Annotated in this window: 13 protein-coding genes; 7 read left to right on the top strand and 6 right to left on the bottom strand. The window is 68.3% G+C overall.

Annotated features, from left to right (window positions below):
* Positions 1–247: 247 nt before the first annotated feature.
* The 3 genes from AC07PF_RS32990 to AC07PF_RS32980 form a co-directional block, all read right to left on the bottom strand.
* Positions 248–1,033 (bottom strand): hypothetical protein, encoded by a 786-nt coding sequence (locus AC07PF_RS32990; RefSeq protein ID WP_494614737.1) that lies wholly within the window; start codon positions 1,031–1,033, stop codon positions 248–250.
* A gap of 321 nt (positions 1,034–1,354) precedes the next feature.
* Positions 1,355–2,878, bottom strand: a complete 1,524-nt coding sequence (locus AC07PF_RS32985) for an NYN domain-containing protein (RefSeq protein WP_494614736.1) — start codon at positions 2,876–2,878, stop codon at positions 1,355–1,357.
* Between the two features lie 129 nt (positions 2,879–3,007).
* Positions 3,008–3,979: a LysR family transcriptional regulator gene (locus AC07PF_RS32980; protein ID WP_145698791.1), complete on the bottom strand. Its 972-nt coding sequence runs from the start codon at positions 3,977–3,979 to the stop codon at positions 3,008–3,010.
* Between the two features lie 169 nt (positions 3,980–4,148).
* On the opposite strand from AC07PF_RS32980, the gene AC07PF_RS32975 reads away from it, so the two are divergent.
* The 6 genes from AC07PF_RS32975 to AC07PF_RS32950 all read left to right on the top strand — a co-directional run bounded on the left by AC07PF_RS32975 (position 4,149) and on the right by AC07PF_RS32950 (position 9,808).
* Positions 4,149–4,646: a (R)-mandelonitrile lyase gene (locus tag AC07PF_RS32975; RefSeq protein ID WP_494614735.1), complete on the top strand. Its 498-nt coding sequence runs from the start codon at positions 4,149–4,151 to the stop codon at positions 4,644–4,646.
* A complete protein-coding gene (locus AC07PF_RS32970) occupies positions 4,643–5,086 on the top strand; it encodes a carboxymuconolactone decarboxylase family protein (protein ID WP_494614734.1) in 444 nt (147 codons plus the stop codon). Before AC07PF_RS32975 ends, AC07PF_RS32970 begins: the two co-directional genes overlap by 4 nt.
* A gap of 68 nt (positions 5,087–5,154) precedes the next feature.
* Entirely contained in the window at positions 5,155–5,796 is a 642-nt protein-coding gene (paoA, locus tag AC07PF_RS32965) for an aldehyde dehydrogenase iron-sulfur subunit PaoA (RefSeq protein ID WP_494614733.1), read from the top strand.
* A complete protein-coding gene (locus AC07PF_RS32960) occupies positions 5,793–6,743 on the top strand; it encodes an FAD binding domain-containing protein (protein WP_494614732.1) in 951 nt (316 codons plus the stop codon). The genes paoA and AC07PF_RS32960 overlap by 4 nt, the downstream gene beginning before the upstream one ends.
* 3 nt (positions 6,744–6,746) lie before the next feature.
* A complete protein-coding gene (gene paoC, locus AC07PF_RS32955; protein ID WP_494614731.1) occupies positions 6,747–8,954 on the top strand; it encodes an aldehyde oxidoreductase molybdenum-binding subunit PaoC in 2,208 nt (735 codons plus the stop codon).
* Between the two features lie 29 nt (positions 8,955–8,983).
* Entirely contained in the window at positions 8,984–9,808 is an 825-nt protein-coding gene (locus tag AC07PF_RS32950; protein WP_494614730.1) for an SDR family oxidoreductase, read from the top strand.
* A 28-nt stretch (positions 9,809–9,836) separates the two neighbouring features.
* Here the strand turns inward: AC07PF_RS32950 and AC07PF_RS32945 are convergent, their stop codons facing one another.
* On the bottom strand, positions 9,837–10,292 hold the full coding sequence (locus AC07PF_RS32945) for a hypothetical protein (protein ID WP_494614729.1): 456 nt from the start codon (positions 10,290–10,292) through the stop codon (positions 9,837–9,839).
* Between the two features lie 768 nt (positions 10,293–11,060).
* Positions 11,061–12,443, bottom strand: a complete 1,383-nt coding sequence (locus AC07PF_RS32940) for an RCC1 domain-containing protein (RefSeq protein WP_494614728.1) — start codon at positions 12,441–12,443, stop codon at positions 11,061–11,063.
* A gap of 536 nt (positions 12,444–12,979) precedes the next feature.
* Here AC07PF_RS32940 and AC07PF_RS32935 point away from each other — a divergent pair.
* Complete coding sequence (locus tag AC07PF_RS32935) at positions 12,980–13,930, top strand: hypothetical protein (protein ID WP_494614727.1); 951 nt, start codon at positions 12,980–12,982, stop codon at positions 13,928–13,930.
* Positions 13,931–14,107: 177 nt separating this feature from the next.
* Here the strand turns inward: AC07PF_RS32935 and AC07PF_RS32930 are convergent, their stop codons facing one another.
* Entirely contained in the window at positions 14,108–14,482 is a 375-nt protein-coding gene (locus tag AC07PF_RS32930; protein ID WP_494614726.1) for an ankyrin repeat domain-containing protein, read from the bottom strand.
* Positions 14,483–14,860 lie beyond the last annotated feature (378 nt).

Here is a 14,860-nt window from a genome sequence, read left to right as displayed (position 1 = left end):
TCTCTTTGGTGACTTTCTCTTGGCGACGCAAGAGAAAGTTACTGCGCCGCCGGGCGCACATCCCGGCCCCCGCCCTTGGCAAAGGCATACAGCCTCCACAACAACATAACAGACACGCAGCCGCGCCCTGCGGGCAGCCACCTTATGCCGCTGCACGACGCGAACCATGCGGACTGCTTCATCGAGTACGAGGCGCCCATATTGCGCGCGCTGGAAGACATGCGCTGGTGATCAGGGCCGAGCCAGGTCAGCGCGGCGTATGGCAATTGCCCGCCGCGATGGCCGCCGTGACCGAAGGCTCCAGGCTGGCCACATTCGGGAAGGCCGAGGGCACCGCCGTGTCCTCCAGCAGGCACAGGTGGTTGGCCTTGCGCACCAGCACCACGGGGGTAAAGACGGCAGGGTTCAACAGACCGCCCGGAAAGGTCTGGCGTTGGCCCCAGAAAGCCGCCAGGCCTGCGCCGCTCTCCGTGCGCTCCTGCTCGAACCAGAACGTGCCGCTCAGCGGACCCGGGACCGCGACGCCCACGCCATCGCATTGCGCGCTGCGGTAGTTCACCGAGCCCACGCCCGCCGTCAGCGGGCCGTTGGCCGGGGTGGTGAAGTTCCACAGCGTGCGCACGCCGCCATCGGCCGAGGGCCGGCACCGGTCCTGCTCCCAAGGGCCATCCGCCAGGGTGGCCAGCGGCGCACACCGCACCGCCACGCTGTCCACCGCGGCGGCCGCCACCGTGCCGGCACCATTGCGCACCACGCAGCCAGCGCCGGCAGGTGCCGTCTTCACCGCCACGGCGTAGGTGCTGCCATCCGCCAGGGGCCTGGCGAACGTGAAGGCGCCATTGGCAGCCACGGCCACCTCTTCGCCACTGCCAGTGGCCAGGACCACGGTCTGGCCGCTGACCAGGCCGCCCACGCTGCCACCCAGCGTGTAGCTGGCACGGTCGTCGCCGCCACCACAGGCCGCCAGGCCCGCGAGGGCCATCACGGCCGCGAGGTGCTTGAGCGCTGGGGTTCTTCTGGTTGTCGAATGCATGCGATCTTCTCCTGTTGTGTGTTGTATTTCGCAGTAGGGCTGTGCCCCAGGCAATGATGGCCCAACACCTGTTGAACAGGCGGGCCGCCAGGCCGCAAAACCGTGGCCATTGACCTTTGCTTACGAAAAACACAGCACCAACGCGCCAGCGCCGCAACATGGTCAGGTGCGGGGTGGTCTGGCGGGCGGTACAGGGGTTGGTGGCATGCCTGGCGCGCCCCACACGCGCCGCCCCTGCAGTGGCGGCTGCCGGGTGGCAGGTTCAGGACTTGGGGGCCGCCGCAGGCGTGGGAGCGGGTGCGGCAGCCGCCAATCAGCTTGTTACTCGGCAGCCTTGGCAGACTTGCCCGTGCCGCGCGGCTTGCGCGCGCGCGGGGCCGCTGCTTTGGCAGGTGCCGGTGCAGCAGCCTCGGGCTCTTGCGCTGCCGGCTCGGCAGCGGGCGCGTCAGCGGCCTTGCGGCTGCTGGGGCTGTTCTTGCGTGGCGCCGGGGCCGCACGGCGGCTGCGCGGTGCCGCGCGGGTGGCATCCACCCCGTCATCAGCCTCCGCAGGCTCCGTCACCCTGGCTGGTGGCGCACCGGCAGGCTCTGCGTCGGCGTCAAAGGCAGGCTGCGCAGCCAGATCCTCAGGTTCCTCGGCCGCCACGGGTCCGTAAGAAGGTGCCGGCGCGGCCGCCTGCTGGCGGAAATAGCGGCTGACCACGGGCTCGGCCTGCGGCGCGTCGTCGTGCGCTTCGGCAGCGCCCGGTGCGGCATGGGCTTCCGACGCGAGCAGTTCCTGCTGGCCATCCACCTGTTGCGGTGCCGCGCCGCGTGCCGAACCCTCACCCCGGCTGCGCCCACGGCCGCGGCCACCCCGGCCACCACCGCCATCGGACGCATCCGGCAGCGCCGCCACGGCATGGAAATCATGGCGCTGGCTGCTGCTGTTGCTGTTGTTGTTGCTGTGGTTGCCCTGCCGCTCGGCGGGCGCCGCATCGGCTGGCACCTGGCCACCGGCCGCAGCGCCCATGCCGCGAAACACATAGGCGCCCGAGCGCTCATCGCGGCCAAACTCCAGCAGCCCCCGGGCCTGCGCCTCTTCGAGCAGGTTGCCGAAGGTGCGAAAACCGAAGTAGCTCTCGCTGAAATCGGGCCGGCGGCGCTTGATCGCCTCCTTGAGCACTGAAGCCCAGATCTTGCCGCTGTCGCCGCGCTCGGAGGTCAGGTCCTCGAAGGTCTCCACCGCCAGCTCCACGCCCTGGGTGCGGCGTGCGTCCTGCTTTTCCTTGCGCTGGCGCTCTTCCTCGGGCGAGCGGCGCGGTGCCGCAGGCGCCGCCGCGGCGCCGGAGCCCTGGCCCTGGCGCCGGGCCAGCGTGCGCTGCTTCTCGCGCACCAGGTCGTCGTAGAAGATGAACTCGTCGCAGTTGGCGATCAACAGGTCCGAGGTGGACTGCTTCACGCCCACGCCGATCACCTGCTTGTTGTTCTCGCGCAGCTTGGAGACCAGGGGCGAGAAGTCCGAATCACCACTGATGATGACGAAGGTGTCCACGTGCGACTTGGTGTAGCACAGGTCCAGCGCATCCACCACCAGGCGGATGTCGGCCGAGTTCTTGCCCGACTGGCGCACGTGCGGGATCTCGATCAGCTCGAAGTTCGCCTCGTGCATCGCGGCCTTGAAGCCCTTGTAGCGCTCCCAGTCGCAATAGGCCTTCTTGACCACGATGGAGCCCTTGAGCAGCAGGCGCTCCAGCACCGGCTTGATGTCGAATTTTTCATACTGCGCATCGCGCACGCCCAGGGCGACGTTTTCAAAGTCGCAAAACAGGGCCATGCTGATGCTGTTGTCGGAAGGGGATGCCATGGGAGTGAGTCCGTTCTAGTGCAGGTGCGATCATCACATGGAATGGGAATGCACCCGCTGAACAACCCTGCCGCAGGCCGCCTTGCCCGGCCTGGCCACCAGCGCCGGCACCGGGCAGTCTGCAGAAAGCTACTTGCGCCTGGCAGCCTTGCGGCCCCGGGCCTCGGCGGCCGCCAGCTCCTCGCCGGTGAGCACGTAGTCCGGCGTGTCCGCCAGACGCTGCACGGCCAGCTCGATGAAGGCACGCACCCGCAGGGGCTGCGCCGACCGGCTGCCGTAGTAGACGAATGCGCTCGACTGGTCATCCACATGGTCCGTGAGCAAGGGGACCAGCCGCCCGGCGCGAATGTGGGCCGCAGCGGCAACCCCCGACAGCAGGCCCAGCACATGGCCTGCAAGCACCGCGTCGGTCTCCAGCACCTCGTCGTTCACGCACAGCGCGGGCAGCATGGGCTGCTCGACCACGCTGTCGGCCACCTTCATGCGCCAGGGCATCACCCGGCCAGTGCCCGGGCTGCGGAACACGCTGCAGCGGTGGTTGGTCAGGGCGCCCAGGTTGTCGGGGGCGCCATGGCGGCGCAGGTAGGCCGGCGAGGCGCAGACGATGAGCTGCAGCGGGAACAGCCTGCGCGCCACCACGCCTTCGGCCGCCGAGCGGCCGATGCGAAAACCCACATCCACGCGGTCCTCCACCCAGTTGCCGATGCGGTCATCGAGTTGCACATCGGGCTGCACCTCGGGGTGGCGGGTGCAGAACTCGTCGAGCAGCGACCACAGCACGGGGGCGAACACCGAGCGCGGTCCCACGATGCGCAGCGGCCCGCCGATCTCGTCCTTGGCGCGGCGCGTGATCTCCAGCGCCCGCTGCAACCCGGCCAGCGGCGGCAGCGCGGCCTCCAGGAACTGGCGGCCCTCGTCGGTGAGCGACATGCTGCGCGTGGTGCGGTGGAACAGGCGCACGCCCAGGTGCTGCTCGAGCTGCACCAGGGCCTGGCTCGCGGCCTGGGGGGTGATGCCCTGCGCCGCCGCGGCCTTGCGCAGGCTGCCCAGCTCGGCCGTGCGGGCAAAGGTCGTGATCGAGCGCAGTTCGTTGATGGGCATGGGGCCATTATCAAGCGCAACTTGCCAATCCTTCAAGGCGGTGGGGGCTAGTCCCTGCAGGCCCTGGCTCCTACAGTGCCTGCATGGCCAGCGCACCGTGCCGCCCTGCTGCGGCTCCTGCCGGCACCGAACACCCCTCCCCCTTCTGCATGAACAAGGACCTTCTGTGATGAAACAACTCGCGTCCGCGGTCACGGCCCTGTCGCTGGCCGCCTCCGTCCTCGCGCAGGCCGACCAGGGGCTGCGCATCACCCGGCACGGCAGCCAGCCCTCGGCCCCCGGCCCGGCCCAGAACTTCACCGGCAGCGTGCGCGTGGACACGCCCTTCAGCGCCGATGCGCCCGGCCGTGTCGGCGGTGCCCTGGTCACCTTCGAGCCCGGCGCACGCACCGCCTGGCACAGCCACCCGCTGGGCCAGACGCTCATCGTGACGCAAGGCGTGGGGCTGGTGCAGCGCTGGGGCGGCCCGGTGCAGGAGATACGCCCCGGTGACGTGGTCTGGATACCGCCGCACGAAAAGCATTGGCACGGCGCCACGCCCGGCATCGCCATGGCCCATGTGGCCATTGCCGAGCAGCTCGATGGCAAGGCCGTGGAGTGGATGGAAAAAGTGTCCGATGCGCAGTACGGCCCTGCGCGCGCAACGCCGGCGAAAGGCCTCCAATGAGCAAGCCATTGCACAAGGCATCGATCCGCTGGCTCGCCGGTGCCCGCCTGTCCATCCTGGTCGCGGCACTGGGCCCAGCCTGCGCGCTGGCGCAGCCGGCACCGCCCCCACCACCAACGCAGGCACCGGAGCCCACTGCCGCCCAGCGGCTCATGGGCGACATCAACCCCAAGCTCGCCGAGCTCACCGACAAGGTGCTGTTCGGCGACGTCTGGGCCCGTCCGGGCCTGTCGCCGCGCGACCGCAGCCTGGTCACCATCAGCGCCCTCATCGCCATGAACCGGCCCGACCAGCTGCGCTCGCACCTGCAGCGGGCCAAGGACAACGGCGTCACCGAGGCCGAGCTGATCGAGGCCATCACCCACCTGGCGTTCTACGCCGGCTGGCCCAGCGCGGTGACCGCCAGCACCGTCGCGCGCGACGTGTTCCAGAAGAAATGATGCGCGCACCGGCCAGTGGCACCTGGCCCTGCGCCTTTGAGAACCACACCCCACCGATTGGAAGCCCCATGGACACCCCCGACGACTCCCTGACGATCTCGCGGCGCGACCTGATGATCGTCGGCGCCGCCTCCGCGGCGGCGACCACCGCAGCGGCGCAGGCCAACCCGGCCGCACCGGCGGTGAGTGCACCCCTGCCATCGGCCCAGGTCACCCTGCAGGTCAACGGCAAGGCCCACACCCTGGCGCTGGACAACCGCACCACCTTGCTGGACGCGTTGCGCGAGCACCTGCACCTGACAGGCACCAAGAAGGGCTGCGACCACGGCCAGTGCGGCGCCTGCACCGTGCTGCTCGACGGCGTGCGCATCAACGCCTGCCTGACGCTGGCCGTCATGCACGAGGGCGCCCAGGTCACCACCATCGAGGGCCTGGGCACACCGCGCCAGCTGCACCCGATGCAGGCGGCCTTCGTCAAGCACGACGGCTACCAGTGCGGCTACTGCACGCCCGGGCAGATCTGCTCGGCCGTGGGCGTGCTCGACGAGCTGCGCCGCGGCGTGCCCAGCCATGCCACCGGCGACCTCATGGCGCGGCCCCTGCTCTCGGTGGACGAGCTGCGCGAGCGCATGAGCGGCAACCTCTGCCGCTGCGGCGCCTACTCGAACATCGTCGATGCGATGACCGAAGTTGCAGGAGGCCGGGCATGAAACCCTTTACCTACGAACGCGCACGCTCCCCCGCCGAAGCCGCCGCCGCAGCGGCCCGCAACCCGGCGGCAAAATTCATCGCCGGCGGCACCAACCTGCTCGACCTGATGAAGCTGCAGATCGAGGCGCCCGCCCACCTGATCGACGTGAACGGCCTGGCGCTGGACACGATCGAGCCCACGGCGCAAGGCGGGCTGCGCATCGGCGCGCTGGTGCGCAACACCGCGCTGGCCGCCGACGAGCGCGTGCGCCGCGACTACGGCGTGCTCTCGCGCGCCCTGCTGGCCGGCGCATCGGGCCAGCTGCGCAACAAGGCCACCACGGCCGGCAACCTGCTGCAGCGCACGCGCTGCCCCTACTTCTACGACACCGAACAGGCCTGCAACAAGCGCCGCCCGGGCAGCGGCTGCAGCGCCATCGGCGGGGTCACGCGCCAGCACTCCGTCATCGGCGCCAGCCAGGCCTGCATCGCCACCCACCCCAGCGACATGGCGGTGGCCATGCGCCTGCTCGACGCCAGCGTGGAGACGGTGCGCCCGGGTGGCAGCACCCGCGTGATCCCGATCGCGGACTTCCACCGCCTGCCCGGGGACACGCCGCACATCGAGACCGCGCTGGACGCGGGCGAGTTGATCACCGCGGTGACCGTGCCCCCGCCCCTGGGCGGCACGCACCTCTACCGCAAGGTGCGCGACCGCGCCTCCTATGCCTTCGCGCTCGTCTCGGTGGCTGCCGTCGTGCAGCGCGACGGTTCGGGCCGCGTGGCCCTGGGCGGCGTGGCACACAGGCCCTGGCGCGTGGAAGCGGCCGAGGCCGCCCTGCCCCGGGGCGCCAAAGCCGTGGCCGAGCGGCTGCTGGCCGGCGCCCAGGCGAGCCACGACAACGCATTCAAGCTGACCCTGGCCGAGCGCACGCTCGGCGCGGTGCTGGCGCAAGCGAGGACCTGAGCCATGAAATTCGACACCCCCGCCACCACCAACCCGATCGACCAGCTCAAGGTCATCGGCCAGCCCGTCGACCGCATCGACGGGCCGCTCAAGACCACCGGCGTCGCGCCCTACGCCTATGAACGCCACGACGCGGCACCCGATGCGGCCTACGGCGTGGTCGTCGGCGCCGGCATCGCCAAGGGGCGCATCGCCGCCATGGACCTGGACGCGGCCCGCGCCGCGCCCGGCGTGATCACCATCGTCACGGCGCGCAGCGCCGGGCTGCTGGGCAAGGGCAGGCTCAACACGGCCAAGCTGCTGGGCGGGCCCGACATCGACCACTACCACCAGGCGATTGCGCTGGTGGTGGCCAAAACCTTCGAGCAGGCCCGGGCCGCGGCGCAGCTGGTGCAGGTGCAGTACACGCGCACGCCCGGCCGGTTCGACCTGGCGGCCGCCAAGGTGTCTGTCGATCCCGCGCCCCAGCCCTCGGCCGCGTCGCCCGATGCCCGCCTGGGCGACTTCGAGGGCGCCTTTGCGGCGGCGGCCGTGCGCGTGGACGGCACCTACACCACCCCCGACCAGTCGCACGCGATGATGGAGCCGCACGCCTCCACCGCCGCCTGGCAGGGCGACCAGCTGACGCTGTGGACGTCCAACCAGATGATCGACTGGAGCGTGGGCGAGCTGGCCACCACGCTCGGCATTCCCAAGGCCAAGGTGCGCCTGGTCTCGCCCTTCGTGGGCGGCGGCTTCGGCGGCAAGCTCTTCATCCGCGCCGATGCGCTGCTCGCCGCGCTGGGCGCGCGCGCTGCCGGGCAGGCGGTGAAGGTGGCGCTGCAGCGGCCCCTGATTGCCAACAACACGGTGCACCGGCCGGCCACTATCCAGCGCATCCGCCTGGGTGCATCGCCCGATGGCACCATCACCGCCATGGCCCACGAGAGCTGGTCCGGCGACCTGCCCGGCGGCAAGCCCGAGCGCGCCGTGGCGCAGACCCGGCTGCTCTATGCAGGGGCCCACCGCCTCATCGCCACCCGGCTGGCCGTGCTGGACCTGCCCGAAGGCAATGCCATGCGTGCGCCCGGCGAGACCCCCGGCCTGATGGCGCTGGAGATCGCCATGGACGAGCTGGCCGAGCAGCTGGGCATGGACCCGGTGCAGCTGCGCGTGGTCAACGACACCCAGGTCGACCCGCACCAGCCGGCGCGCCCGTTCTCGCAGCGGCGCCTGATCGAGTGCCTGCGCACGGGCGCCGACACCTTCGGCTGGAGCAGGCGCAGCGCGCGGCCCGGGCAGGTGCGCGACGGCCGCTGGCTGGTGGGCATGGGCGTTGCAGCCGCCTTCCGCAACAACCAGGTCATGAAGTCGGCGGCGCGCGTGCGGCTGGACAGCCGGGGCATCGTCACGGTGGAAACCGACATGACCGACATCGGCACCGGCTCGTACACCATCATCGCCCAGACCGCGGCCGAGGTGATGGGCGTGCCGCTGGCAAAGGTGCTGGTGCGGCTGGGCGACTCGGCGTTTCCCGCATCGGCGGGGTCGGGCGGCCAGTGGGGTGCCAACTGCTCCACCGCTGGCGTGTACGCCGCGTGCATGAAGCTGCGCGAGGCCATTGCGCACAAGCTCGGGGTGGCTGCGGCCGATGCCGAATTCTCGGGCGGCACGGTGCGTGCCGGTGGCCGCACGCTGGCCCTGGCCGACGTGGCCGGCGCCGAAGGCCTGGTGGCCGAGGACGTGATCGAGTTCGGCGATCTGCAGCAGAAGTACCAGCAATCGACCTTCGGCGCGCATTTCGTCGAGGTCGGCGTGGACGCCGCCACCGGCGAGATCCGCGTGCGCCGCATGCTCGCGGTGTGCGCCGCGGGCCGCATCCTGAACCCCAAGTCGGCGCGCAGCCAGGTGATCGGTGCCATGACCATGGGCGTGGGCGCGGCCTTGATGGAGGAGCTGGCGGTGGACAAGCGGCATGGCTTCTTCGTCAACCACGACCTGGCGGGCTACGAGGTGCCGGTGCATTCCGACATACCGCACCAACAGGTGATCTTTCTGGACGAGACCGACCCCATGTCCTCGCCCATGAAGGCCAAGGGCGTGGGCGAGCTGGGCCTGTGCGGCGTGGGTGCCGCGGTGGCCAACGCCATCTACAACGCCACCGGTGTGCGTGTGCGCGACTACCCCATCACGCTGGACAAGCTGCTCGCGCAGCTGCCACCCGTGGTGTGAGCGTCGTCAAAACACAAAAGGAATCCCCAATGGGTGATGTGGTAGTCGTAATCGGCTCCGGCTCCATCGGCCAGGCCATTGCCCGCCGCATGGGTGTGGGCAAGCACCTGCTGCTGGCCGACCTGCGCGAAGAGCATGCGCAGGCCGCCGCCCGCACGCTGGGCGATGCGGGCTACCAGGTCGGCACCAGCGTGGTGGACGTGGCCTCGCGCGCGTCCGTGCACGCACTGGCCGTGCATGCGGCATCGCTCGGCAGCATCACGGGGGTGGTGCATGCCGCCGGCGTCTCCCCCACACAGGCGCCGCCGGCCACCATCCTCCAGGTGGATCTGTACGGCACCGCCCTGGTGCTGGAGGAATTCGGCAACGTGGTTGCCCGGGGCGGCAGCTGCGTCGTCATCGCTTCGCAGTCAGGGCACCGGCTGCCTGCACTGACGCCGGAGCAGGACAAGGCGCTTGCGCTGACCCCTGCGGACGAGCTGCTGTCGCTACCCATGCTGCAGCCCGGCCAGGTGGCCGACTCACTGCATGCCTACCAGCTGTCCAAGCGCGGCAACGCGCTGCGCGTGAAGGCCGAGGCGGTACGCTGGGGCCGGCGCGGGGCGCGGGTCAACACCATCAGCCCCGGCATCATCATCACGCCGCTGGCGCGCGACGAGCTCTCTGGCCCCAGAGGCGAAGGCTACCGGCGCATGATCGGGCTGTGCCCCGCCGGCCGCGCCGGCACGCCCGACGAAGTCGGCAGCATGGCCGCCCTGCTGATGGGGCCGGACGGTACCTTCATCACCGGCAGCGATTTCCTCATGGACGGTGGCGTCACATCCGCCTACTGGTTCGGCGAGCTCGCACCCTGAGCGGCGCTGGCGGGTCAAGCGCCATCAACTACTTTGGCCAGCTCGAAGAAAGTGATTTCGCGTCGGGATAAGCTCGCAGGAATCTGGTGGCCTGCTCCTGCGACACCCCCACAAGGATTGTCGAGGACGAATCCCAGCAGACCACTTCGAAGCAGGCCCCAGACAGTTGCGGGGATGGTTCGGGTGGATGCCACAGGTTGCGATTACCGTCCGCGGTTGGCGCACGGCTCACTTCGACCCGCGCCCCGCAAGGGAACGCGCTGAACACGCCCCAGATGAACTGGATCGGCATGCTGAGCAGATCGGCAAGCGCATCGCCCGTCACCCAACCGTCACCGCCATCGAGCAGGGGGACCGAGACGTTGGTTTCAACGTCGCTCACATACCAGTCGTAATCCCTTGGATCGACGACCATGGCCCGCAAGGTCGCAGCCACGTCTGTGTACCACGCGACCTGCTCCGAGTTTTCAAGAATGATGTTCATGGGGACAGCAATCTTCCGAGGTCACACCCCAGGCGTTCTCAACTCGCGACAACGTGGAATGGATCCTGTGGTCTCGGGTGAAACTCGGGCATTCAACCATCGCCCGACAACGCTCCAGTGATCACTCCCGAGAGATATTCCCGGTCCCCATCGGCAAGCCACCTGGCCAATGCGACAAAAGCTGCGCCAGCGAAGAGCATGCCGACCCCGAGCAAGGGAAACAGTCTCCACTCTCCAGGCGCTTCGAAAGCCGTGCAAGCCTGTCCAATAGAGGCACACGCCGTACCAGAACAACATGAAGAATTTCACAACCCAATGGATCGTGAATTTGCCCACAAGCCTGGTTCGCCCCCCTGCAACCTCGAAATGGCCCACGAAAAAAGGCTTGAAGGAGTTTCCGGTGAGCGGAACCACCCTTTGCAGTGAGACTTTGTTTGCGGTGACCGTCCCTACCGCTCCACCTTCCTTGGGCGCACGGAATAGGGATGACTCTGCGGACCTGCGCAGCCTTGCAGCCGCGGCTTCAACGGACAGCGGCGTGTAAAAGGTCGCCGATTCGGAGCGGTACGGAGACAGCAGCACTTTCAGAAGCATGGCATCGGTCAGTTGGGCTCTTGTCATCCTAGCATCAGCCCCCGCAGACCCGGGACGCGCGTGGCAATACAGCGATGACTGGCTGGATCGGCAGGCCCAAGGGCTCGTTCAGGTCGTGACAAAAAAGAGCCCGCTTGCGCGGGCCCTGCCTGTATCACCGCACCACACCACCGGCTACGGGATCACATACCCCAGCTGGTAGCGCTTGCTAGTGAGCATTTCGCCCAGGGCTTCCGAAGGCGTCACGCCCAGCCCATACCCGACGAAGAAGGCGGTGCCTGCCAGGGCCGTGAGGTCCTGGTCGGTGGCCAGGGCCGTGGTCGTGTTCTGCAGGCTGCTGGTCCAGGCGGCGGGGATGCTGAGCGCATTGGCGGCCACGAAGGTGGAGCCGTTGTAGGCATAGATCGCACCGCTGGCGGTGATGGCCACGACAAAGGCATTGCCCTTGACGCCGTTGGCCAGGTGGTCGCTGGCGATCTGCACCTTGGCCGTGAGCGTCAGGCGCGTGGTGGGCCCGCTGGCGGTCACCGTGCCGGGCTGTGGGGAATAGCTGGCATCGAACACCACGGGGGCCGGCTTCTGCGACAGCGTCCCGGCCAGCCCCGAGCCCAGTTGACCGGCGCTGTTGCTGCCCCAGGCCACCAGGGTGCCGTCGGACTTCAGGGCCAGGGTGTGCTGGCTCGCGGCCGCGATCGCGGTGTAGCCGTTGCCCACGAGCTGGGGGCTGTCCACATCGGCCGGCGAATCCACACCCAGTTGGCCGTTGGCATTGGAGCCCCAGGCCCACACGGAGCCATCGGTCTTCAGCGCCAGCGTGTGCGACGTGCCCTTGGCCACTTGGCTGTAGCCCGCGCCCAGCGAGGCAGGCTGCTCATCACCCTTCCACTGCCAGAGCGTTCCATCGGTCTTCACGCCCACGGCGGTGGTGGCATTGAGCGCGACCTGCGCAAACCCGCTGCCCGCCGGGCCGGTGCTGCCGTAGGCGGTGCGCCAGGTGTTCAGGACGTTGTTGTTCGACACGTAGCGCAGTGCGCCGCCATCGAGAACGAACAGCGCGTTGTAGGGGCCTGTGGCCATCTGCTGGTAGCCGGCGGGCAACGCATCCAGCGAGCCACTGCCCCCTGCGGGCGCGCTGTAGACGAGCTTGGACTCGCCCCAGAACCAGACACTGCCATCGGCCTTGGCGGCGGTGTCGGACGTGAGCAGCTTGTCAAAGCCGCTGCCGATCTGCACCGGCGCGGTTTCGTAGAACTCCCGGTCCTTCAGCACCGCGTGGCCCCACATCCACAGGCTGCCATCGGCCTTGAGGGCCACCATGTAGCGGCTGCCCACCTGCACCTGGGTGAAGCCGGTGCCCACCCGGACCGGCTTTTCCGCGCTGACGGAGGTGCCGTTGCCCAACTGCCCGTTCATGTTGTTGCCCCAGGTCCAGAGCGTTCCATCGCTCAGGATGGCGGCCGAATTCGACGCACCGGTGGCAAACTTCAAGACCGTGGCCGCGTGGGCCCCGGCCGCTGCCGCCACCAGGGTGCACGCGAGACCGGCCTTCAACGCCATGCTGCGAAGCGAAGCCAGCGGCCTGGACGGCAAGCGGCGGTCTGTTGTCAACACTGCCAGGAAAGTCATTGCGATACGCCTTTCAAAAAGTGAATAGATAGGGCTGGCCAAAACAAGCAAAGAAAGAAAGAAAAACGCCGGCCCGCAACCGGGCGCCGGCGGTGGCGCCACCTTGCCGCAGGGCAGCACCACCCGCGCGCAGGGGCTGTCTGAAGCACAGCACAGCATGCCCAGTCCAGGGCCCTGCGTCCATCCCCCATTTTTCGCAGCGCGGCCCTTCACATGCCACAAAAGGTTACAGCGGCAGCGCGCGAACGAGCATGCCGGGGGCCCCATGTGGCGGGTGACCCTGCGAACCGAGGGGATTCATCTGCCTGGGTCGGCCCCCTGCCCACGCCACCTCGGGTACCCTGCGCCGCTTCAGCGCCCCGATGTTGCTTTTTGCAACGGAAAGAGGTTCCATGCCAAGGGTGTCGGTTCGTGCCCGGTTGGGGCTGGCAAGGGGCGGGCAGCGTTTTATTTCTGGAGTGTTTTCAATGAGGTATCTGTCTTTTGCATTTTTGGCGGTGTTCAGCACGTTTGCACAGGCTGCAAACTTTCTGTCGATCCACCAGCTCCCGCACAAAACGCCACTCCCACCCGCCGCCGGCAGCTACCAATACACCTTCGACACCAAAGTCGGGTTCAAGCAGCAGTACGCCCCGACCGGCGTGACCGGCTGCGCCATCGGTTTCGGCACGGGCGGCTGCGCCTTCCCGGGCGGCGGCTCGCTGCCGCTGCCCGAATTCACGGGTGCCCAACTGCAACAGCACAGAGAGTTCAAGATCTTCATTCCCGCAGGGACGCGCTCGCTCCTGCTCTCGGGGTACGCCCCCCTCGCCACCCAATCGGCCTTCGTGCTGAGGTATGGCAAGGAACCTGTCCGCCTGGCCGCACTGAGCGATGCGGAATACCAGGCCGCCAGGACAGGCAAGCATGTCGAGGCCTTGTTCTCTCGCCTGGTCAAGGAAGATGAGGAGCAGTTGGTCGTGCACGATGGCAGCGGCAGCCTGCGCTTCATGGGCGGCCAGCTCGATGCCAAGGGCGGTAGCACCGACCAGGGCCAGTGGCTCTATGTGCGCCAGCTCAGCGGCGCCGCGCTCATGACCTACCAGGGCGCGATCGACGTCGACATGCCCAAGTACGCAGCCGGCTATGCCGCGACCACCTGGAACACCCGCAGCGCTCCCGATCCCGTCGACACCGTCAGCGGTGACGGCCCTGCCGCCCCGCCGCCGGTGGCAACGACAACGACGACAACCACCACAACGCCCGCCGCCACCGCAACCCGGGCCCCCACAGCCATCATGTCCGCCGCCGGCCTGCCCGTGCTGCTGGGCCACTACGATGCCGCGGCCTGCAGCGCGAGCCGTGGCCCCTCCGGCCATCCGCCGGTGGGTGGCAGCGCGCCATCCTGCCAAGCGCCCGTTCTTCAGACCGCTGAATAGGGCCTGTTGGATGGACCACACCCGTTCGCTGGCGGAGGGGAACGCGTCCTTCGTCTGAGGTGCCCCGCTGCGCAAGCCCTCACCCAGGCCTCGCCGCCTCGCGAACCCCTGACAGCCAGCCGACGACCGCGGTGTGGGCAAGGCTCATGGCGATTTCAACGGCAGGCGCAAGGAACATCAGCGCCATGGCCACCCGGCGGCCCCCATGGCAATCAGTTGCGCCACCCGTTCGAGCTGATTGCTTTTGCACGCCATGGCGAGCGGGGTCTTGTTGTAATTGACGAGGTGCAGCGTGCGCGGCTCTTGCGCCAGGAAACGGCTGACGACCTTCATCAAACCGCGTTCAGCCGCTGGAATGACGACGTGGTATGGATAGCCCTGGGTACTGCCCTTCTTGCGGCAGGCATCCAGCACGTTCAGCAAATACAGCGCGACCTCCTCATGGCCTTTGTCGGCCGCGACAACGGCTGACCGAACCAGCGTCTTGTTGTCTTTCTTGCATTCGACGATCAGCCTCACCATGTCCAGCCGGCCTTGCAATGCGAGCAGCAAGTGTCAGCCGGCCTGAGTGGGAGCAAGCCCGATAGTGCTTGGCTCGACTTCATCGTTTTCACGAAGGCGCAAACCTTCCGGCACCCAAACAGTGGGAAGTCCCACTGATCGCACCATCCGTCGATCCCAAGGCGCGGGTGGAAGAAGCTCCAGAGCCTTCTCACGAAGGTGGACACTGCGGACACACGTTGACCGGATATGCCAAGCTTGTCACTTGCCCAATCTGCGGCGAGCGGGCTGGACTGACGTAGGCTTGCGGGTCCTCCGTGAGCATGTCCTTGCCACTGCTACGATGACGGCCATCGGCCGAGGCTGTGTGAAAACCCAACCCTAAACCGCTGCCCAAAACTAAAATAACGGCACCCGATTCAAGCGAGG

Source organism: Acidovorax sp. GW821-FHT10A04 (assembly GCF_059415825.1).
The sequence above is the reverse complement of the archived record's forward strand: the minus strand, read 5'-3'. Positions and strand labels throughout refer to the sequence as shown.